This is a genomic window from Blastopirellula marina (genome assembly GCF_002967715.1).
Lineage (GTDB): Bacteria > Planctomycetota > Planctomycetia > Pirellulales > Pirellulaceae > Bremerella > Bremerella marina_B.
Genome location: NZ_PUIA01000030.1, coordinates 61,906 through 81,550 on the forward strand (window position 1 = coordinate 61,906; position 19,645 = coordinate 81,550).

The window sequence follows — 19,645 nt, forward strand, 5'->3', positions numbered from 1 at the left end:
TAATGAATCCCATCCGCGAATTCTCCCTGCTGCAGACACGTCGCCAACTGCTGGGCAATACATCCCGTGCGTTCGGCGCGGCGGCCCTGGCGTCGCTGATGCCCCCAGGTCTTACAGACATGGCCATGGCTGCGGAACCCTCCAGTGGCCAGTTGCCAGGTTTGCCCCACTTCGCCCCGAAAGCCAAACGGGTGATCTACCTGTTCATGGCAGGTGGGCCATCACATATCGACACCTTCGACTATCACCCCAAGATCCGCGAGATGCACGGCAAAGAGTTGCCCGCCGAGATCCGCGGCGATCAGCGCATCACAGGGATGACCAGCGGGCAGAAGTCTTTCCCATGCGTCGCTCCAATGTTCAAGTTCCAAAAGTACGGCGAGCATCAAACCTGGGTCAGTGAACTCTTACCGCACACCGCTGGCATTGTTGATGACATCGCCATTGTAAAATCGGTGAACACCGAGGCGATCAATCACGATCCGGCCATTACCTTCATCAATACCGGCAGCCAACAGCCGGGCAAGCCTAGCTTGGGAGCCTGGCTTAGCTATGGCCTTGGCAGTCCCAACGAAAATCTACCGTCGTACACGGTGATGATCTCCCGCGGCCCCGGGCAAAAGCAGGCCCTTTACGCGCGGCTCTGGAGTGCGGGCTTCCTTTCATCCCGCCATCAAGGTGTCAAACTACGCAGCGAAGCAGAGCCGGTCCTGTATCTCGAAAATCCGGCAGGCGTCGACCGTAATATGCGACGTCGCATGCTTGATCGCATCGCTGAGATCAACGCGTCGCACTACGAAGACTTCGGCGACCCTGAAACCCAAGCCCGCATCGCACAGTACGAAATGGCCTTCCGCATGCAGGCCAGCGTGCCAGACTTAGTCGACCTTTCCGACGAGCCGGAAAGCACGTTCGAGCTTTATGGCCCCGACTCGAAGAAGCCCGGCACATTCGCCCGAAATTGCATCATTGCTCGCCGGCTGGCGGAACGCGGCGTGCCATTTCAACAACTGTTCCACCGCGGCTGGGACCAACACGGCAACCTCCCGAAGCTGATCCGCGGACAATGCGAAGGCATCGACCAACCTGCGGCGGCCCTTGTAAAAGACCTCAAACAACGCGGAATGTTGGACGACACCATGGTTGTCTGGGGCGGCGAGTTCGGCCGGACGATCTACTCGCAGGGGAAGCTCTCCGACGATAGCCACGGCCGCGACCACCACGGCCGGTGCTTTACAATGTGGCTCGCCGGCGGCGGGGTCAAGGGTGGAGTTGAGTACGGGCTGACCGACGACTTCAGCTACAACATCCTCAAGGACCCGGTCCACATCCGCGACTTCAACGCGACGATACTCCACCAGATGGGCATCGACCACAACCGCCTCACCTTCCGCCACCAAGGACTGGATCAACGGCTGACAGGGGTCGAACCGACGAAGGTGGTCAGGGATATTCTGCTGTAGAGCAGGGCATTCCTGTCGCTTTCACGGATTGCACGTGCAAAGCGTCCGGACGCATCACTTCGTCAGAAGGTTGATACCGTGAACTCATCGAAGGCATTGAGATCGTCGAACGATCCAATACCAACTCGCCCTGCGCCAAACGTTTTGTCGGTAACACTCATGTGTGGCGTGGTCATGTCGTCGAAGAAGACTTCGATCAGGCCGGTATCGACATTGCGACGTACCATAACCTGATGCCATTGATCGTCCCAGGGGGTCAGCTTCTCGTTCTTCGTCAGTGCTAACCGCGGAGCTTCTTTGACGATCATGATTTGGCCACTGTGCGGGTCTGGCTTCGCGCCCAGGTGGCAGTAATAGAAGTGCGATGCGTCTTGATAGCCGAAGAAAATACAGCAGTCGCGGTGGTTGCCAGTGTCCTTGGTGCTGCGAACACGGAAGCGAATCTCGCAGTTGCCAACTTCCAGGTCCTTGACCAAGGCGACATGACCCGGGCTGCGTGTGGGAGGCTTGTACTCGCTGCCGCGTTCAGTGATCTCGATCTGACCTCCAGCGTCTTTTGTATTATTCCAGGTCCAAGTTTTGGGATCGAGGAATTCCCAATGCTTAAGGTCGTCAAGCGACTGAACTGGTTTCGCGGCGGTCCCATCAAAGTCATCAGAAAACACGACCTTTCCCTTTGGTGCATCATCGCTATGGGCATCTGCGGTCACCAGAAAGAATACCGACGCCACCAGTATAGACGTCAGGCATACTCGCGCGAGAAACTTGGTACTAATCACAGGATTCACATCTCCTCAATCAAAACAACTTCAGCGAAAAAGATCGACCGATCCAACTCGCTCTTTTCAATGCCATCCGCCATTGTGTCTGCTGGAGGCACCGACTGCAATTGTGCGGATCAGTGGTGACAGCGGATCTGGTTTCAGTTGAAATGCGCATGCACTACTCGAATGCAAACCTTCCCAAGCTATTTAAAAACTTGCGTCTATGGTGCGAACAAACGGAGACTAAAACCGACCAAAATAGAAGATTTGGTGAGATCCACTGACGCCAGAGAGAGCGCATGAAAAAGGCCGCAAACTCTTTGGTTTACGGCCTTTTCTTTTAGCGTGGGTGGAAGGGCTCGAACCTTCAACCTTCGGTTTCGTAGACCGATGCTCTATCCAATTGAGCTACACCCACAGGTTGTTTTGTTTGAATGGGTACCTTATCTACGATTCCCTCTCAAACAAGATCCTGGATTATAGTGATGCGTTAGGTTCCCGTAAAGACGCCTCGGACCGAGTTAGGTTCAGGATCGGGAAAAAATGTCGATTCGGGTCTTAAAATCTAGCAACTACTAAGTCGTTGTCTCCTTTTTACTTCGGCATTTTCCCGAAATTACTTTTCTGCGGCATTTTAAAATCGGTGGGACTACCAGCTTCCAGATCTAGCAGCCGTTTTTTCAGACTGATTCCTTGTGGGCTGGTGAATCCGCCGATCTTGTTTCCCGCTGAAATAACGCGGTGGCAGGGAATGATCAGGGGGATCCGGTTCTGGGACATTGCGGTTCCCACGGCTCTGGCGGCACCGGGTCTTCCGGCAAGCCGGGCAAGCTCTCCGTAAGTGACGACTTCGCCATAAGGAATTCTCTGGCAGGCCTCCCAGATCTTCTGCTGGAACGGGGTCCCATGCGACAAGTCTGTAGGAACTTTCGCAAAATCAATACGGATGCCAGCAGCGTAATCGACGACATCCTGAATCAAGTCCCGTTGAGTGTCCGTGAGATCGGCGGCAACCAGTCCCGACTTCCGTTTGGCACGCTTGGGAAGCCAGGCGAAGCGGGCGAGCTTTTCACCATTCCAGCTAAGTTCGGCTGGGCCGAGAGTAGTTTCTAGCTGAACCGTTTTGAGGGAAAGACTGTCTTTTTGGATAGTAACATCATCTCGAATCGTCACAGGCGGTGTCCTTCACCTAGCGTGGCACCTTTGACACTTTTGTGACGGTCATTCTATACTTGCAAATGGGTTGTGCCACTCCTGCCGGCCCCGTGGTTCGCCGCGTACAAACAGCATAAGGAGGATTGGATGGTCGATATCCGCTCGCTGACTGACGATTTTTATATCAACATGAATCTCAATACGGAGATGGATTTACCTAGCGGGCGAGACACGGTTCTTCATTTTTTCGAGCAGGTCCGCAAACGCTATCCTAAGATGCGGAACTTCTACTCGCGCGATCGGAACGAGTTCGTTCTGGAAGAAGACAAAGATGGCGGCAGCTACCGCTGGACATCCGTTGAACCCAAACGCATCTTGTCTGGGCACGTCAATCCAAGCTCGTTTGACGAAGCGGTTGAACAGCATCGGTTTGTTCTTGACCAGGTTCCCTATGCGCTCTCGATCAGTCCCTTGGACTGCGAATCACTTAACGCGATGTACGGGTTTGATTTCACGTACAGCGGAAACCACAACCAGTTGGTCGCCGATGCGCTAGGGCTTCCGCCGGCACTGGAACGAATGGTACAGGGTAGCGAAAACCGGATTATTGGCTTCGAGCCGGCAATTCAGTGTAGCCTGGACGATGAGTGTCGAACCCAGTTCCGGCTCAGTATCGAGACGCGAACGTCCGCCTATCACGTCCGCACCGGGGAATTCCCTGAAGAACAGCTAAGCGTTTACCTGACCGTTCGCCGATTTGGCAGTTTGGACGAGGACGAGACGTACGTGACCGCATTCCAGCGTCTTCACGATCAAGCAGTGGGCTTGCTCGAACAGTATGTCATTGGCAACATCCTGGAGCCACTCAAGCAGGCGATCACGATTCGCTAAATGTCGCGCACTGCTCGAATCATTTCGGCCAATCCAATTGGCGAGTAGGGCTTTTCGAGAAATCCTTGAAAGCCAGCCTCGTAGCACACTTCAGGTGTGAACGTCATTGTTCCGGCGGTAATCGCGACCATCGGGGCCGTCACGTTTCGATCACGCAGCGCTTTCGCCAATTGCAAACCATCAGTGTCCGGCAGCATCAAGTCGAGCAGGATGACGTCGAAACTGGTTAAATCAGGCCGAGCCAGCGTTGACTCTCCGTCTGGCTCTACCTGGAAGGTCGCACCATGGCGGCTCAAGGCCCGCTTCAAAAGCTCTTGATGGAATGGCTGATCTTCGGTCGCCAGAATGTGCAGTGACTGAAGGCTAGGTAAACACTGAAGCGGAGGTAATGTCTTGGTGTTTGATGGGCAATCCATATCCCGGTTACCAACAAATAGGCGAATGTGGGCATGATGGGGCGGAAACTTAGACGATGCGATGAAAGAGATCGTCTAAAGTGGAAACTAGTACGCCGAGACGTTTTCGCCACCAAGAGGTTGGTTAAGTTAAGCGGAAATGTCGCACTGACATGACCGATTAGCTCGGTCGGTCAGGTTGGAATCCTTAGAGGGGCAGGGATTGTTAAGATTCAAAGAACCTAGCCCAACTTAGCCTGGCTCCATGCCTTCTGAGTAAGGAGGAGTCTCGCCTTGGATCTCGTGAAGCGCATTTTTTGCCGCACGCTGCTCCGCTTCCTTCTTGTTCGCGCCCCAGGCTGAAGTGTAACGCGTCCCTTGAAGCACGACCGCAACGTTGAAGAACTTGCTGTGATCGGGGCCTTTCTCGGCAACCAACTCGTAATTGGGAGTCGTGCCGTATTCTCGCTGAGCAAACTGTTGCAGCATCGACTTGTAGTTGCTGCCCACTTCGCCGGCCGAGGCCTGGTCGATCTCGTCTTCGAGCACACTTGCCAGAAACGTATTCACCGCTTCATCGCCGCCATCGAGATAAATCGCCGCGATAATAGCCTCGAAAACGTCGGCTAATAGCGACTTGGGCAACGACTGCGTCGAGGCCATTCCCTTACCGAGAATCAGAAATGGTTCGAGCCCCATCTGATCGCTTAACCGTGCACACGTACTACGGCTAACCACGATCGACTTGATGCGGGTAAGATCCCCTTCCAGGTAATTCGGAAACATCCGAAAAAGAGTCTCACAGACGAATTTGCCCAGAATGGCATCGCCCAGAAATTCGAGTCGTTCGTTACTTCCCAAACGATGATTGGCACCCGACGCATGGGTCAGGGCAGACTGCAGAAGTTCACGATTCTTGAACTTATAACCGAGCTTCTGTTCGCACTCGGAGAGCTGATCTCCACCGGTGGCCGGCGAGTCTTGACCTCGTAGCATATCGAACGGATCCATTTCTTGACGTTCGATATTTTCTTCGTTTCGTTGGGGCAGCCCAAAAAGCTCACCAGCAAAACGAAGGAAATACCCAACTATTGGTAATATTTGATACGTAAAAAGTACTTTCAGGGGGAGGGAAAGTCAATCACTAACCCCGGCTCCTTCGCACATCCTTTCGAGAAATCTGCATGAACTTCTCCCTAGGGATCACGCCTGTCGGCCGTTGGCATCCCTCCCATGAACAGCTCAGATCAGTAAGATAGTACCTGAAACACGTGAATCCTGAGCGAATTTGGCTGATTCATCCAAGGACACCCATGATCAACACCCTGTATCTGCCGGAACTTCGTGAAATGCTGGCCGAAAATGACTCAGCGGGCCTCCGCGAGTTCTGTACGGCCCTGCATCCGGCACGCACGGCCGAGTTCATGGAAGGTCTTTCCCCGGAAGAGGCCTGGGGAGTGCTCGATCACGCGGATCTGAACCTCCAGGGGGAAATCCTCTCGTACTTCGAATACCACAAGCAGGCCGAAATGCTTGAGGCTCGGCCTCCCGAGTCGGTTGCCCCAGTTGTCGCCACGATGTCAGCAGACGATCAGGTCGACCTTCTGGGTGAAGTCGAAGAAGAAACGGCCGAGCAGATTCTGGCATGCTTCTCCGTAGACGATCGCCGCGACGTGCTCCGGCTCTCGAATTACGAAGAGGGAACTGCTGGTGCCATCATGACGACTGAGATGGCTCGGCTGAGCGAAAACCTAACCGCGCGCGAAGCCCTGAAAGAACTCACCGAACAGGCCGAACACCTGGAGACGATCTACTACCTGTACGTGGTCGACGACTTCGGGAGCCTCCACGGCGTTGTCTCGACTCGCGATATCGTCTCGGCGCTAAGCAAGCCGCAAATGCACCTGAGCGAGATCATGGAGACTGAGGTCATCCACGCCAACGTGCTGGACGACCAAGAGGACGTTTTGCGGAAGATGGCCGACTACGACCTTCTCGCGATCCCCGTCGTCGACGAAGAGCTTCGCCTGGTCGGTATTATTACGCACGACGATATTCTCGATGTGGTGGTCGAAGAAGCGGCAGAAGACGCCTACCGTGCGGCGGCCGTGGAACCGCTGGAAGAGACCTATCTCCGTACTTCGGTGCTGACGCTCAGCCGCAAGCGAGGCGTTTGGCTCGCCGTGCTGTTCGTGGGGGCCTTCCTCACGACCTTCGCGTTGGAACAGTTTGAAGCCGATCTAGCTCGTATCCCATGGCTGGTTATCTTTATCCCACTGGTGATTTCCACAGGCGGAAACTCCGGGAATCAATCGGCCACGCTGGTGATTACGGCACTGAACAAGGGAGAAGCCAGCGTCCGTGACTGGTGGATCATCATGCGCCGCGAGCTGGCGATGGGGCTGATCCTGGGCTTGATCATGGCATTTATGGGGATGCTGTTGGCGCTTTTTAAATCCCCGACACCCTATTCAGCGCTAGTGGTCCCGGCGACGCTGGTGTTAGTAGTGATAGCTGGAACGCTAATCGGATCGATGCTGCCCTTGATTTTTAAGAAGATTGGGCTCGATCCCGCGTTAATGAGCAACCCATTTGTGGCCGGACTGATCGACCTGTTCGGGATTGTGATCTACTTGAAGGTTGCTCTTCTACTGCTGGAGTAAGAACGCTCTTAGGCGTCGATCAGTGGTTGCCCAACATACATCTGTAGAATCTGGCTTTGGACCTTGATCGCGCGGATCAGCACCCAGATCTGCTCAGGCGAGAACTTGCGTGGATCCGAGTTGGCCAGCTCGTCCAATTCGTCGGTCATGGCTGCGTGCTGATCGGTAGCGGCTTGCAGGCGAAGTCCCATTTCTTTCCATGCGGCCGTCAACAGATGGTCGTCGTCGAGTTCTCCAATATTCTCGACGCAGTTCGAAAGCAGCAAACAAAGTCGGGCAACATCCCGAGGTTCGGCATTGGGCTGCATTCGTTCGATGCGGCTGGCAAGTTCCTGGCAAGACATGCTCATGGCAGACCTACATTGCGAATTGACAAGGCTCTTCAGAAGAGAATGACTGACCGATCGCGATCCGCCTATCGAATCCTCGCCGGTCACATTAACCTAGCTCACAATCGGCGTCCGTCCTGCCTCTTGAGTCAATTCACGGTACCCTGCAGCAGTTTTTGGTAACGGTCGGCCAGTTTATCCGCATAATCGTTAATGTCGAATTGTTCGATCCGTTTCCTTCCATTCCTTCCCATCGACTGGCGAAGTTCCCCCGATTGGCACAGCTTCTCGATCGCCCGGGCAAGCATATCTGGGTCATCAGCGGGAACGAGCAGTGCCTCGCCATCGGAATACATCTCGCGGGTGCCTCCTACATCCGTCGCAATGATAGGTAGTCCACAAGCGCCGGCTTCTAGTAGAACGCGTCCCCACGGCTCTTGCCGAGCCGCATGAACCAGGATGTCGGCCTGTTGCAGGACCTGGCAGGTTCGATCCGTCCGACCTTGAAACCGAATACGATCGGTCAACTGCCAGCGTTCGACATAGCTCTGGGCATCGGCCAGGTACTGCTTCGCTTCTTCTTTGGTCGAGTGGCATTCACCATACAGATCAAGCGTGACGTCCGCTCCCAGCTCGATCGCTCGCCGAACGCCTTCCAGCAGAACATCGACTCCCTTCCGCATGACCAGTTGTCCTATATAGACCAGCCGTAGGGGAGAGCGTTCTTCTCGTGAACTGGGTGGGGCAAACTCCGTCAGATCGATTCCGTTGTGCAATACCAACGATTTCTCAGCCGACAGCCCCTGATTCAGATGAAAGGATCTTGTCGCCGTCGATACGCAATAGATTTCATCCAGCGCCGAAATATCGCTGACGACACGACGATTCAATTTAATGATGTCACGCAGATGCCCTACGAACTTGGTCCTTCCAGGTCGCTTGACTGGTCCCAGTATCCGCGAAACCGACAAGCTGTTGGCATGGACGATATCAGCCTTCCATAATGCCGTCATCTCGACCAGGTCCTCACGCAGTTGCTCCAGCGGCAAACGTTTTCCCTTTCCATCGATCCACAGAAACGGTAGATCGAGGACGCCTAGATCGGCCAATTGCCCAGCCAAGGGGCCTTCCGCTGGGCACGCCACGGCAACGTCAAAGCCGCGGCGCTGCAAGGCCTGAAGCCCGCTGAGCATCGAGTTCTCGCCACCGTAGATCGTCCCATATTCGCAGAGATAGACGACAAACGGCATGGCGGCATCAGCAACTCTCTTGGTGACAGGATTTAGAGCAAACCGTATTCGGTCAGCACCTGGGCCAGACGCTTCTCGCCGTTCTCGCACAGCGGGGTCATTGGCAGACGCAGTTCACCCGAATCACGGCCGAGCATCTTCATCGCACCCTTGATTGGAATCGGGTTGGTCGAAAGACCTAGCATTTCTCGACAGAGCGTGAACAGCTTGAAGTGCATCTTCTGGGCTTCGGCGTAGTCGCCGGCGGCTGCGGCCTTGACCAGTTGCAGCATATCCTTGGGAACGATGTTACCAACCACCGAGATCACCCCGGCACCGCCGATCGACATCAGCGGGAGGGTCATGCTGTCGTCGCCACTCAGTAGCGTCAGGTTGGTCAGTTCCAGCGTTTGCGATGCCTGATCCATCGAGCCGGTGGCTTCTTTCACCAGTTGAATCTGCGAAAGCTCACCCAGGCGGGCAATCGTTTCTGGCTCGATATTCTTACCGGTACGTCCCGGAATGTTGTAAACGCAGATCGGAATCGACGAGTCTTCAGCTAGTGCCTTGAAGTGCTGATAGAAGCCTTCCTGGGTTGGCTTGTTGTAGTAAGGCGCGACAACCAGAGCGGCGTCCGCGCCTTCGCCAGCGGCCCAGCGGGTTAGCTTTAGCGCTTCGTGGGTGCTGTTCGATCCGGTGCCTGGCATCACCTTTGCGCGCCCCGCTACCGTTTCGATCACGACACTGATAACACGTTCGTGCTCGTCGTGAGACAGCGTCGGGGATTCGCCGGTGGTTCCTACCGGGCACAGGCAATCGACGCCTGCTTCAATCTGAAATTCGACCTGTTGTTTCAGCAAGTCGTAGTCCACTAGACCTCCCTTGAAAGGAGTCGTGATTGCTACCGATACGCCTGCGAAATCGCTACCTTTGCGTGTCATGCTGAAACACCAACAGATTGAAAACGAATTAACTCAGAACAAAAGCCTGTCTAGGACCGGCCTATGATACGATACACGTGAAAATTTGGCCAGTGCCGCCTAAAGCGTGATCAGCCGTTTCATTTCGGCTACCGCTTCTTTGAAACCGACGAAAACGGCCCGGGATACGATGCTATGGCCAATATTAAGTTCCGCCATTTCGGGGATCTGTGCAATTGGCTGAACATTCGTATAAGTCAGCCCATGCCCGGCCAGCAGCTGCATGCCCGCTTTATGGATCAGTTCGCCGGCGATTGAGAGTCGTGCCAGCTCCTTTTGCTGCTCACGACCACGCGTCAGGGCATATTGCCCGGTGTGCAGTTCGACCGCATCTACTTTCAGCTTGGCCGCCATCTCGATCTGTTTCGGGTCGGGGTCGAGAAACAGACTGACAGAGATGCCTGCTTCGCGGAACTGGTCGATTGCTCGGACGATCGAAGCTTCGTGGGCCACGACATCCAGGCCCCCTTCAGTGGTGACTTCTTCGCGGCGTTCCGGTACCAGGGTCACCTGGTCGGGCTTCACGCGGCAAGCAATCGATACTACATCGGCTTCCGCGGCTAATTCCAGGTTCAGCTTCACCTTGACCGTCTGTCGCATCACCTCCAGGTCACGATCTTGAATATGGCGACGATCTTCGCGAAGGTGCAGCGTGATACAGTCTGCGCCCCCCAGTTCGGAGAGGGCAGCGGCCCAAACCGGGTCAGGTTCATTCGTGTTGCGAGCCTGGCGAATCGTGGCAACGTGATCAATATTTACGCCCAGATGAGGCATGAACTCCGCTTCCTCTCAAATACTATCAGCCGCCTGGCGAGGCCCACTCAAGTTGGACACCGCGATTATTTGGCCGGGAAATCTCCAGTTGTAACTGGCTTTCAGAATACCGCTCTCGCAGTTGGGTGCAAAGTGCCTCGGCCTGCTCACCATCTTCACACAATCCAAAGATGGTTGGCCCCCATGAACTTTGCCCGACACCGGCGATTCCGAACGAACGCATTCGCTGGACAAGATCAGTACACGTGGGGTTCGCATAGCGTCCCCCTTGCAGCGCAGCATAACAATCGCCGGCCAGACAACCGTACTCGTAGACCGACTCACCGAAACGCCCAATATCGGTCGCTTCCAAGGCCGGAATCATCTCCCCCTCGATTAGTTGGCGAAGCCGCGCCGTTGTAGGATCCGGAACGGGGTCCAACTGGCGAAAACCTTCTTCTTCCTCTTCGCCGTGACGCCCGAGCACCTCATGCTGGGTCGCCAGCACAAATCGCCAGCGCGAGGGAACCTCGCCCCGATACGCTAGCCGCGGAAACGAATCTTCGTGATGGCCCGTTTCAAAAAGAAAACCGCCTTCCAGAAAACCATAACAGCCAATCGCCGACCGCTTCGCACGATCGACGGTCGCGGCCAGGGTCGGAATGTCCGGCAACGGGTAGCCTGCCAACTTGGAAAGCAGCGTCCCGACCGCCAGCCCCAACTGAGTACCGCAGCCCAGTCCGACATGATCGCGCAGCATGCCCCGCGTCGCCAGTCGTACCGCCGGAAGATCAAGGTCGGTCGACTGCTGCCACAACCGGGCGAATGCCTCGATGCGGTCGGCCAGAGGGCCTGTGGCTGTGAACTGTTCAGCCTGGCTTGCATGAACTTCCAAACCTGGCCGATCGATCATCACGCCCACACCGCCGAACGAAGCGTCATCCGAATCAAACGCCAGCAGGCCAAAATGAAGGCGCGCCCCCACGGTCAACTTCGCGACCAGCGAAGAAGAGGGGCCGTCCAGGGGTGATGGCTTGAAGAGAGGCATTCCAGCAGTTTACCGAACTTCCAGCCTCAGGACGATTCCCTGGCGGCAATTCGCCGCTCTTGGATCGTTGTCCGCAGGAATTCCCAGGCGCGGACTTCCGCATCCCCCCCAGTTTTCTCGACCCATGGCATCATCGTGGCAATCGCCTGATCGATCTCTACTGCCGAAAGAATGTGGACGCGGGTTGTTAATATGGCCAGTTCCAGCACAGCATGCTTTGCGCGGTTCAAGCCAAAGAAGTCCCGGATGTGCCCTTGCCGTACAACACGGCAGTTCAATGCGGCCCGCTCTCCTGACGTATCGATCTGGTCCGCTTCCAACCGATACCAACGGCAACAGCCAGCCAGAACGTGATAGCCAGCTTCACAGTCCGCCAGAAAAGCAGGAGGCTGATGCAAATCTCCCACGGCTGCTTGAGCGATCATTTCGACATCGTCGGTAACATGAAACGTTGCCTGACGTGTTCGTAGCAGGTTCTCGTACGTTCGTGAACCAGGAAAAGGCCGCAGTAGAAACCGCGTGAACTGATCGTCGACGCAAGGCCCCATCGGAGCGACGTTCACCGTACCATCGGCATTCTGTGTCGTGAGCATTCCCTCAACAATGCGCAACCTTGGATCACTCACAATTCCTGACTCCAATATACGTCACCTTCGGCAAACGCTGCTCCGCCTGGGATCGCAATCTTGGGCATCGCCACGTTGACCTTGGGTGGCGACGCCAGGCCAGCCATCTGCAAGAAGTTGGCCAGCAAGGCATAGCCGTGCTCTGTCAGTACCGACTCCGGATGGAACTGCACTCCCACCACCGGCAGCGATGGGTGCGAGACCGCCATAATGGTTCCATCTTCGGTCTGGGCATCGATTCGCAGGCATGCCGGAAGCGATTCCTTCTCTGCGATCAGCGAGTGATACCTGCCGACTTGCATCGGGGAAGGAAGCTCGCGAAAGACGCCCGTTCCGTCATGCGTGATTTGCGAGGCCTGGCCGTGCATCGGCCGATTCGATCGGACGACCCGACCACCCAGCGCTTCGACAATCGCCTGATGCCCCAGGCACACACCTAAGATGGGAATTTCACTCTGCAGTTGGCGAACGACATCCATACAAATGCCAGACTCGGTCGGCGTGCATGGCCCCGGGGAAAGGACGATCGCGACCGGTCGAATCTGCTTGATTTCTTCGACGGAAATGGCATCGTTACGGCGCACGACAGTCTCTTGCCCCAACTGGCGAAAATACCGCGCCAGGTTGTGCACAAAGCTATCGTAGTTGTCGATGACCAATATCATTCGTCGAGCACCGCGTGGAGAAGTCCCAATGCTTTATGCCACGTTTCCTCGTACTCCCGCAAGGGGTCCGAGTCGGCCACAATTCCTCCCCCGACAGGAAACTGCCACCAGCCTGCCGAGGCGATTACCGTTCTTATGAGAATATTCCAGTCGATCGAACCATCGAACCCGATATACCCCAACGAGCCGCAGTACGGTCCACGAGCCGTTGGCTCAAGTTCCGAAATGATCTCCATCGCCCGAATCTTCGGCGCACCGGTAATCGAGCCGCCTGGGAAGATCGATTCGAGGATCTCTCGAACTCCCACTCCATCCTCCAACTCACCCACGATGATCGATACCAGGTGCTGCACCGTCTGGTAGGTTTCCAGTCCGCAGAGACTCGTCACTTCGACGCTCTCCGGCCGACAAATCCGTGATAGATCATTCCGCAGCAGATCGACGATCATCACGTTCTCAGCGCGATCCTTCTTACTGCGGATCAATTCGTCGGCCCAAAACATATCGAGTTCCGGCCGACCGCTACGACGTCGCGTTCCCTTGATCGGCCGAGACTCGATCGTACGATCTCGTACCGAAATGAATCGCTCAGGCGACGCCGACACAATCTGTCCCGCGCCGAAATCATAGTAGCCAGCAAAAGGGGCCGGGTTCTTTTCACGCAGTTTCAAATAGAGCAGGGGGGACGACGTCTTCGCTTCCAGGATCAACCGCTGAGCCAGGTTCACTTGAAAGATGTCACCGGAGTGGATGTACTCGACCGACTTTCGCACCGCTTCCAGATAGTCATCTTTCGGGAAGTTGCTCATCACATCAGGGAACTCTGGGCAAGCGTAGCAGGAAGCCAGATCGTTTGCGGGAATAACTCTCCCCGGTTTCGCCGGTTCCAGGCGAGGGGCTTCACAGTCAAACATCCCCAAGACTTCATCCGCTTTGGCCTTAGCCCGGGATTGTCGCTTTTCCAGATCGACTTCAGGGAAGCCCGTGGAAAACAACCACCCCTTTCCCTGCACGTGATCCCATGCAGCTACCCAGTCATAAATGCCAAACGAGAGCAAGGGGAGATGAAACTCGTTGAACCTGGTCTCCGGGACCTTTTCAAATGCCCGGTTCAGGTCGTACGAAAAGTAGCCTGCGGCTCCTCCTTGAAATGGCGGAAGTTCCGCCACATTATCCAGGCGAAACGATTTCTCCAGCTCGGACAATCTCGCCAGGGCGGCTTCCATCTGAAGCGGACCGGCCTGGATAACTTCGATCGGGTCGGCCATCAGGAAGCTGTATCGCCCGAGCGTATCCCCCTGCCGAGCACTGTCGAGCCAGAGCACATGGGGCAAATTCGCCAGACGCTCAAAGACGCCTTCAGGCCGGAATCGCTCGTCCATCTCAGTCACCAGCGGAGTTCCCAAGGTTGGGCTACGATGCATCATCAGCCTCCGTTGCCTTGGCATCCTTGCGATGATCCTTATGCAGGTTAATCCGGTGCGACTCTTCTGCGTGCGTCAGGTAGCCCCAATCGAGTGCTTCGTCCTGCCGGTATTGCTTGCCCAAATGCATGGCCGTCATCGCCTTGCAAAGTTCGAATCCCAGATAGAACGCGTGCGACGGGTTCAAATTGGTCGGGCTGGTCGCTTCGAGCTTCTCGAATAGCGAGAACGGGTCGTCATCCTGCAAATGCAGATCACTACAAATCATGTGCAACATCTGCTGCGCGACGAACAGTCGGTAGTTCTTGTCCTTGAGCTGCTGTGGCAACAGTGCAAGCTCTTCGGGAGATGGCTCGCTCACTTTCGGATCACGAAGCGTTACCAACTTGGGCTCGATCCGCTTGGGAAGCGTTCGATGCTCGATCGCGTAACGCATCAACCGCCGAGCCAGGTCGCATTCCCGAACGCTCGTCCGGGCCCAGTTGATGACCTGGGTGGTCAGCACGCTGCGAATCCCCAGTTCCTGACAAACTCCCAGCAGCATCACGTTGATGCCGGCCGAGTCGGCGTCGGTCAGTTCCGTGAGGTTACCGATCCCCATCATCATCTCGGCATCGGGATAGCGCCGGCGCGTTTCGTAGTAGCGGACGATACTTTCGGTAAAGCCAAACGAGATCGGTTCGAGAATCGGATCGAGTCGAAAGGGAACGCTCTTGCCAACCAGATAGTTGATCGTTTCGTCGAATCCCTTCAGCGATTTCGGATCGTCCGGAATCACCACGACCTCGCAGCCCCAATCGGCCGCATACTCGCGGTTGCTCGAATTGACCGACAGCACCAGGCTAGCCCCCGCCTTTACTGCTGGAGCGATCTCACCTGGATTGAGACTATCGACCGAAACCTGCAGGCCTTCGTCGCATAGGGCTTTCACGCAATCAGCGACGCCAGTCCATATACTGCCAGGATCGCAGCCCACATCAATGCGGTCGGCACCTGCAGCACGAAGTTCAATACCTTCCGCTACAATCTCTGCCAAATTGAAGCTTGGCGCGTGATTGATTTCGGCGATGATCTCGATATCGTACTCGCCGTAGTCATCGGCCAGGGCAGGCTGATCGAACCAATCTGGCAGTTGACGCAAGTCCTTCGGACCAAGTTGGACCGGCACCATGGCGACGCCCTCGATCAGCTTCAGGTCTCCTCGGCAGTAACCGGTCACCATCACCTGGGTCGCTTCGGGCGGAACCTGGATTCGCCTGGCAATCCAGTCGGCCGTCATCAACGCTGCCACTGTAATGTTGAGGACCTGAACCGAGTAGTCGAAACCTGCCTTAGGTGCCAATTGGGCCAAGACGTTTCGCAGCGACGACTCGGCCAGCTTACCGGTAACGAAATGAATGTGAGGCTGGGGCATTGCGCCGTTACGACTCCTTCAAATCTCGTGGAAGCTGACCTCCATGATTGAATCCGCCGTTGACCGTCACGACTTGCCCATTCACGAATCGTGCGGCCGACGAAACGAGAAAGCCTACAGTCGCTGCCACGTCTTCTGGCTTGCCCCAAGTTTGTACGAGCGACTCGCGCTGGGCGCGGCTTTGCCAGTAGTCAGAACTGTCTTCCCCCCAGGCCGTTTGTATCCACCCAGGGGCCACGCAGTTGACGCGAACGTTCGGTGCCAGCGACTTCGCCAGACTCTTCGAGAAAGCCATGATCGCTCCTTTCGAGACAGCGAACATCTCGCCGCTGTCTCCTTCCATTCCGTGCGCGGCCTGGTCCCAGCCAATGTTCACGATGCTGCTACCAGGGATCGTTTTCATCCTGGTACCCAGTGTCCGGGCAATCCGGATCGTAGAGACGACATCAACGCGATAGACGAGTTCCAGCTTCTCTTCGAAGGTCAGCTGCGCCGCCTCGCCCGTCAGCACGTCGACTCCAGCGTTATTCACGAGAATGTCGATCCCACCGTTCCAATCCCAGGCTTGCTGGCAGAAACGATCTTGCTGTTGTGGGTCCTGGAAATCTTCGATCAACAGTTCGACGGCAATCTGGGGACGGATGGCCTGGGCCAGGTTGGCGGTCTCGCGGAGGCCATGGTCGTTGCTGCGGGTATGCAAAATAAGCGAAGCCCCCTGGCGGGCTAATTGCAGGGCAATCGCTCGACCGATTCCGCTAGCAGCCCCCGTCACGGCGGCAACTTTTCCCTTCAGATTGAAATCGGTCGTTGCGGTTTCCGGGGCGGTTTCCATGGTCGTCTTGTCCTACTTTTCACATTGATGCTGCCTGCATTGTATATTGTCGATAGGCAATACGGGATGCCATGCCTCAGGCACGTCATTCCATCAGACAAGCACCTCGGCGACGACAACCACCATGGCGGATCATATCACCGGTCATCTGAGTACGACCGCGTTCGTCTTTCGCGGCTACAACGTCACGAACATGGGACGTACGCCAGAGTTGTTGAACCATCCGCGTTTTGGTGGGTACGTTGCGAAACGACTGGAACAGTGCGGCCAGATTGCCTCGGAAGTGTTGCATCGACCAGTCGACTTGCTGGGCCGCGTGAGTCGAGGGGAAGAAACCGATCTCGATTCCTACCCCGACGCCATCGCGTTGATTATGGCCGCGGAAATGGCCCAGGTCGATATTCTCGAGCAGGAATACAATGTTCACCTTACCAACGCCCAGTACCTGATGGGGTACAGTTTGGGTGAATTGACGGCACTTGTGGCCGGCCACTGCTTGAGCTTGGAAGACGCCCTCACGATACCGCTCTCGTTGTCCATCGATACAGCCAAGCTCGCACCCACGTGCACGCTCGCGGTCGTCTTCTGTCGTAAGACCACACTCAGTGCTAACAGCGTTCATCATCTCTGCCAAGAGATCAACGCCGAAGGAAAAGGGCTAATCGGAATCTCGGCCGTTCTTTCCCCCAACTCGCTCATTGTCATTGGCGAACACGACACCACAACGCGTCTCCACACGCGACTTCAAGAAACGATTGCCGATCGCGTTCATGTGAAGAAGAACCCTCACAAGTGGCCGCCGATGCACACCCCGATTGTCTGGCGCGAGCACATCAACTCGCGTGCGGCCCTACTGATGAGTCAAATGAAAAGCGGCTTCACAGCCCCCAAGCCTCCGGTGCTTTCGCTGATTACCGGTGCCTGTAGTTACACCGACACCAACGTTCGCGATCTCATCTGCCAGTGGGTAGATAAGCCTCAACTTCTGTGGCAGGCGGTCTATCACACGCTGAGCAGCGGCACCGAGGCACTCATTCATCTGGGCCCCGAACCCAACATCGTGCCGGCCACCTATAGCCGCTTGGCGGAAAACGTCGAAGCCCAGGTCAAAGGAAGCATCAGCACCCGAGCACTTTCCACGCTCGTCTATCGCCCCTGGCTGAATGCACTTATCGGCGAACGAGCCTATTTGCTGCGTGCACCGACGATCAAGCAAACGAACTTCGAAGACTGGCTTCTCGACAAGGCAACTTAGTCTTTGGTTGGAAGCTTGTAGCAAGCCGCTTCCTCTGCATTGCGAACCAGCAGCAAGTCACCGTACAGGCACAGCGGGTTCCAGGTCGGCGCGATTTCGCTTGAGAGTGCCTTGATACGCGAGAACTCGTGGTAGTCTTCCGAGGCCGTATCGACCAACGCGAGGTCACCTTCTTCCCCCATAACCAGCAGCACATCACCCACCAGCAGAAGCTGTCCGTGACCGAATCCACGCTCACGCCACTCGGGGCGTTTGGCTTCTAGCTTGACCTTCTCCAAGATGCCATCGTTCAGCCCGAAGACATAGTCGTCCTGAATCGCAACGTTGGTGAACTTGGTCTTAAGGACGCGGCTATTGTCCCATAGTACTTTGGTCGTAAAACCTTCCCCCACCGCCTGGACCTCAAACGTACTGGCACCTTGTCCATAGCCCTTGGAAACGAAGAAGCGGTTGCTCCCCAGCGAGTGGACCTGCGAGCAAGTGGCATTGCCGGCAGAATTGCCGGGCCAATCGATCGACCACATCTCTTGGCCGGTGGATGGGTCATGGCCAGTGATCGTCGACTCGTTCACACTGATGATCTGATCCTTGCCGTCAACCTGAGCAATGCTGGGCGAGGCGTAGCTGATCTGATGATGCCCACCTTCCCAAACCTTCTCACCCGTTACTGCATCGAAAGCCACCAGCGAGGCCATGGCGTCCTTTTGGGTTTTATCTGGCCCACCAGCGGGAATGATGACAATCTTGCGATCTTCCAACTCGTACGCCAAAGGACTGTTGGCACGCCCCCAGGCAATATTTTTGACTTCCACGTCCGGCGTCACGCCGTACATTTCGAGCAGGTCGTGCTGCCAAACGATGTCGCCGGTGCGCTGGTCCAGACAGCGTAGTACTCCGGTGGCACCCAACGCGTACACGCGTCCATCGAAGAGCAGGGGAGTGCAGCGAGGCCCTACGTAACCCATCACCGTGTAATGCCGCGTCTCGACGCCGGTTCCCCAAATTGGCTTGCCGGTTTGCATGTCGTAGCAGGTCACCAGTTCTTCATTGTCGCGCTGCTCCATCGTGTAGATGCGACCATCGAGCGCCGAGAAGCCTGACCACCCGGCACCGATTGGCATACGCCAGATCTCTTTCGGTGGATGAGATGCCCAATCAGTCTCGAGGTTCGGACCGGACAAACGGCTATTTCGATCGGGGCCTAAGAACTGGGCAAACGCGTTCGGGTCGTCGGCCACGGATCGGGGACTGTCTTCCGCCTGATTGGCTCCCGAAGCGGTGAACTCGCCCAGACGCTGATCAGGGGCTTTGCCAAAACGATAGCCGAATCGTGGAACCATCTCGCCGGAGACGCCCTGGATCTCGAACACGGCAAAGAAACCCATCACGGCCAGGCCGATCAAAGTAATCGGGGTAAAGCGAATCGCGGCCGGCCAACTACTGGCGAACGTGAACCAAACCAGGGGGATGAAACAAGCAAAGAAACCGCCGATCAACGCCATCACATTGCAGATCGCCGGATCACGGAAGAACCACAGCGCGTCGTACAGGTCGGCCAAGGGACCATTTCCGAGAATGCGTCCAAAGAACCCAACCACTCCCAAAAGCAGAAAACACGTGCCCACGATCCAAATCCAGCGTGGGGGAATGTAGCGGCTTGCAGGGCCGGCTGACGCCTCGCTGGCCGTCGACTGGGATGCTGTCGGATTTCCGGGACCGGACTGACTACTCATGATTCTCTCGTCAAATGGAAAGTTCC

19 protein-coding genes and 1 tRNA gene are annotated in these 19,645 nt (G+C 56.0%); 4 read left to right on the plus strand and 16 right to left on the minus strand.

The genetic code is table 11. The annotated features are described in order from the left end of the window. The first annotated feature begins 2 nt into the window (after window positions 1-2). Window positions 3-1,463 carry a DUF1501 domain-containing protein gene (locus C5Y96_RS09525; RefSeq protein WP_105352469.1) on the plus strand — a complete coding sequence of 487 codons (1,461 nt, stop codon included), beginning with the start codon at window positions 3-5 and terminating at the stop codon, window positions 1,461-1,463. Window positions 1,464-1,525: 62 nt separating this feature from the next. On the opposite strand, the gene C5Y96_RS09530 is transcribed toward C5Y96_RS09525, so the two are convergent. From C5Y96_RS09530 to C5Y96_RS09540, 3 genes are all read right to left on the minus strand, one after another. After that, window positions 1,526-2,209, minus strand: a complete 684-nt coding sequence (locus C5Y96_RS09530) for a hypothetical protein (protein WP_409994415.1) — start codon at window positions 2,207-2,209, stop codon at window positions 1,526-1,528. A gap of 362 nt (window positions 2,210-2,571) precedes the next feature. After that, window positions 2,572-2,645 (minus strand) — tRNA-Arg (locus tag C5Y96_RS09535). 176 nt (window positions 2,646-2,821) lie between these two features. Beyond that, complete coding sequence (locus C5Y96_RS09540) at window positions 2,822-3,400, minus strand: methylated-DNA--[protein]-cysteine S-methyltransferase (RefSeq protein ID WP_105352472.1); 579 nt, start codon at window positions 3,398-3,400, stop codon at window positions 2,822-2,824. A 129-nt stretch (window positions 3,401-3,529) separates the two neighbouring features. Here C5Y96_RS09540 and C5Y96_RS09545 point away from each other — a divergent pair, with 129 nt between their 5' ends. After that, the gene (locus tag C5Y96_RS09545) at window positions 3,530-4,273 is read left to right on the plus strand and encodes a hypothetical protein (protein ID WP_105352474.1); all 744 of its coding nucleotides are present in this window, start codon (window positions 3,530-3,532) and stop codon (window positions 4,271-4,273) included. Here the strand turns inward: C5Y96_RS09545 and C5Y96_RS09550 are convergent. Together C5Y96_RS09550 and rnc are read right to left on the minus strand one after the other, a co-directional pair. Continuing rightward, window positions 4,270-4,689, minus strand: coding sequence for a response regulator (locus C5Y96_RS09550; protein WP_105352476.1), 420 nt, complete (start codon window positions 4,687-4,689; stop codon window positions 4,270-4,272). The genes C5Y96_RS09545 and C5Y96_RS09550 overlap by 4 nt on opposite strands. Before the next feature lie 231 nt (window positions 4,690-4,920). Further along, window positions 4,921-5,664 carry a ribonuclease III gene (rnc, locus tag C5Y96_RS09555; RefSeq protein WP_105352587.1) on the minus strand — a complete coding sequence of 248 codons (744 nt, stop codon included), beginning with the start codon at window positions 5,662-5,664 and terminating at the stop codon, window positions 4,921-4,923. A gap of 317 nt (window positions 5,665-5,981) precedes the next feature. On the opposite strand from rnc, the gene mgtE reads away from it, so the two are divergent. After that, entirely contained in the window at window positions 5,982-7,331 is a 1,350-nt protein-coding gene (mgtE, locus tag C5Y96_RS09560) for a magnesium transporter (RefSeq protein ID WP_105352479.1), read from the plus strand. Between the two features lie 8 nt (window positions 7,332-7,339). Here the strand turns inward: mgtE and C5Y96_RS09565 are convergent, their stop codons facing one another. The 10 genes from C5Y96_RS09565 to C5Y96_RS09610 form a co-directional block, all read right to left on the minus strand. Next, window positions 7,340-7,681 carry a hypothetical protein gene (locus C5Y96_RS09565; protein WP_233198898.1) on the minus strand — a complete coding sequence of 114 codons (342 nt, stop codon included), beginning with the start codon at window positions 7,679-7,681 and terminating at the stop codon, window positions 7,340-7,342. A gap of 128 nt (window positions 7,682-7,809) precedes the next feature. Further along, window positions 7,810-8,910, minus strand: coding sequence for a glycosyltransferase family 4 protein (locus C5Y96_RS09570; RefSeq protein ID WP_105352481.1), 1,101 nt, complete (start codon window positions 8,908-8,910; stop codon window positions 7,810-7,812). A 32-nt stretch (window positions 8,911-8,942) separates the two neighbouring features. Continuing rightward, window positions 8,943-9,830 (minus strand): 4-hydroxy-tetrahydrodipicolinate synthase, encoded by an 888-nt coding sequence (dapA, locus tag C5Y96_RS09575; protein WP_105352484.1) that lies wholly within the window; start codon window positions 9,828-9,830, stop codon window positions 8,943-8,945. 99 nt (window positions 9,831-9,929) lie between these two features. Next, window positions 9,930-10,643 carry a pyridoxine 5'-phosphate synthase gene (locus C5Y96_RS09580; protein WP_105352487.1) on the minus strand — a complete coding sequence of 238 codons (714 nt, stop codon included), beginning with the start codon at window positions 10,641-10,643 and terminating at the stop codon, window positions 9,930-9,932. A 25-nt stretch (window positions 10,644-10,668) separates the two neighbouring features. Continuing rightward, a complete protein-coding gene (locus tag C5Y96_RS09585; RefSeq protein WP_105352489.1) occupies window positions 10,669-11,670 on the minus strand; it encodes a hypothetical protein in 1,002 nt (333 codons plus the stop codon). Window positions 11,671-11,696: 26 nt separating this feature from the next. After that, a complete protein-coding gene (locus C5Y96_RS09590) occupies window positions 11,697-12,263 on the minus strand; it encodes a DUF447 domain-containing protein (RefSeq protein ID WP_105352492.1) in 567 nt (188 codons plus the stop codon). A 29-nt stretch (window positions 12,264-12,292) separates the two neighbouring features. Further along, window positions 12,293-12,961: an anthranilate synthase component II gene (locus C5Y96_RS09595; RefSeq protein WP_105352494.1), complete on the minus strand. Its 669-nt coding sequence runs from the start codon at window positions 12,959-12,961 to the stop codon at window positions 12,293-12,295. Continuing rightward, window positions 12,958-14,388 (minus strand): anthranilate synthase component I family protein, encoded by a 1,431-nt coding sequence (locus C5Y96_RS09600; protein ID WP_233198899.1) that lies wholly within the window; start codon window positions 14,386-14,388, stop codon window positions 12,958-12,960. The genes C5Y96_RS09595 and C5Y96_RS09600 overlap by 4 nt, the downstream gene beginning before the upstream one ends. Next, window positions 14,375-15,799: a DUF6513 domain-containing protein gene (locus C5Y96_RS09605; RefSeq protein WP_105352496.1), complete on the minus strand. Its 1,425-nt coding sequence runs from the start codon at window positions 15,797-15,799 to the stop codon at window positions 14,375-14,377. Before C5Y96_RS09605 ends, C5Y96_RS09600 begins: the two co-directional genes overlap by 14 nt. Window positions 15,800-15,806: 7 nt before the next feature. After that, entirely contained in the window at window positions 15,807-16,631 is an 825-nt protein-coding gene (locus C5Y96_RS09610; protein WP_105352497.1) for an SDR family NAD(P)-dependent oxidoreductase, read from the minus strand. A gap of 124 nt (window positions 16,632-16,755) precedes the next feature. On the opposite strand from C5Y96_RS09610, the gene C5Y96_RS09615 reads away from it, so the two are divergent. After that, window positions 16,756-17,886, plus strand: a complete 1,131-nt coding sequence (locus C5Y96_RS09615; protein WP_105352498.1) for an ACP S-malonyltransferase — start codon at window positions 16,756-16,758, stop codon at window positions 17,884-17,886. Here the strand turns inward: C5Y96_RS09615 and C5Y96_RS09620 are convergent. Then, window positions 17,883-19,619 (minus strand): PQQ-binding-like beta-propeller repeat protein, encoded by a 1,737-nt coding sequence (locus C5Y96_RS09620; protein WP_105352499.1) that lies wholly within the window; start codon window positions 19,617-19,619, stop codon window positions 17,883-17,885. The two genes, C5Y96_RS09615 and C5Y96_RS09620, sit on opposite strands and share 4 nt — an antisense overlap. Window positions 19,620-19,645 lie beyond the last annotated feature (26 nt).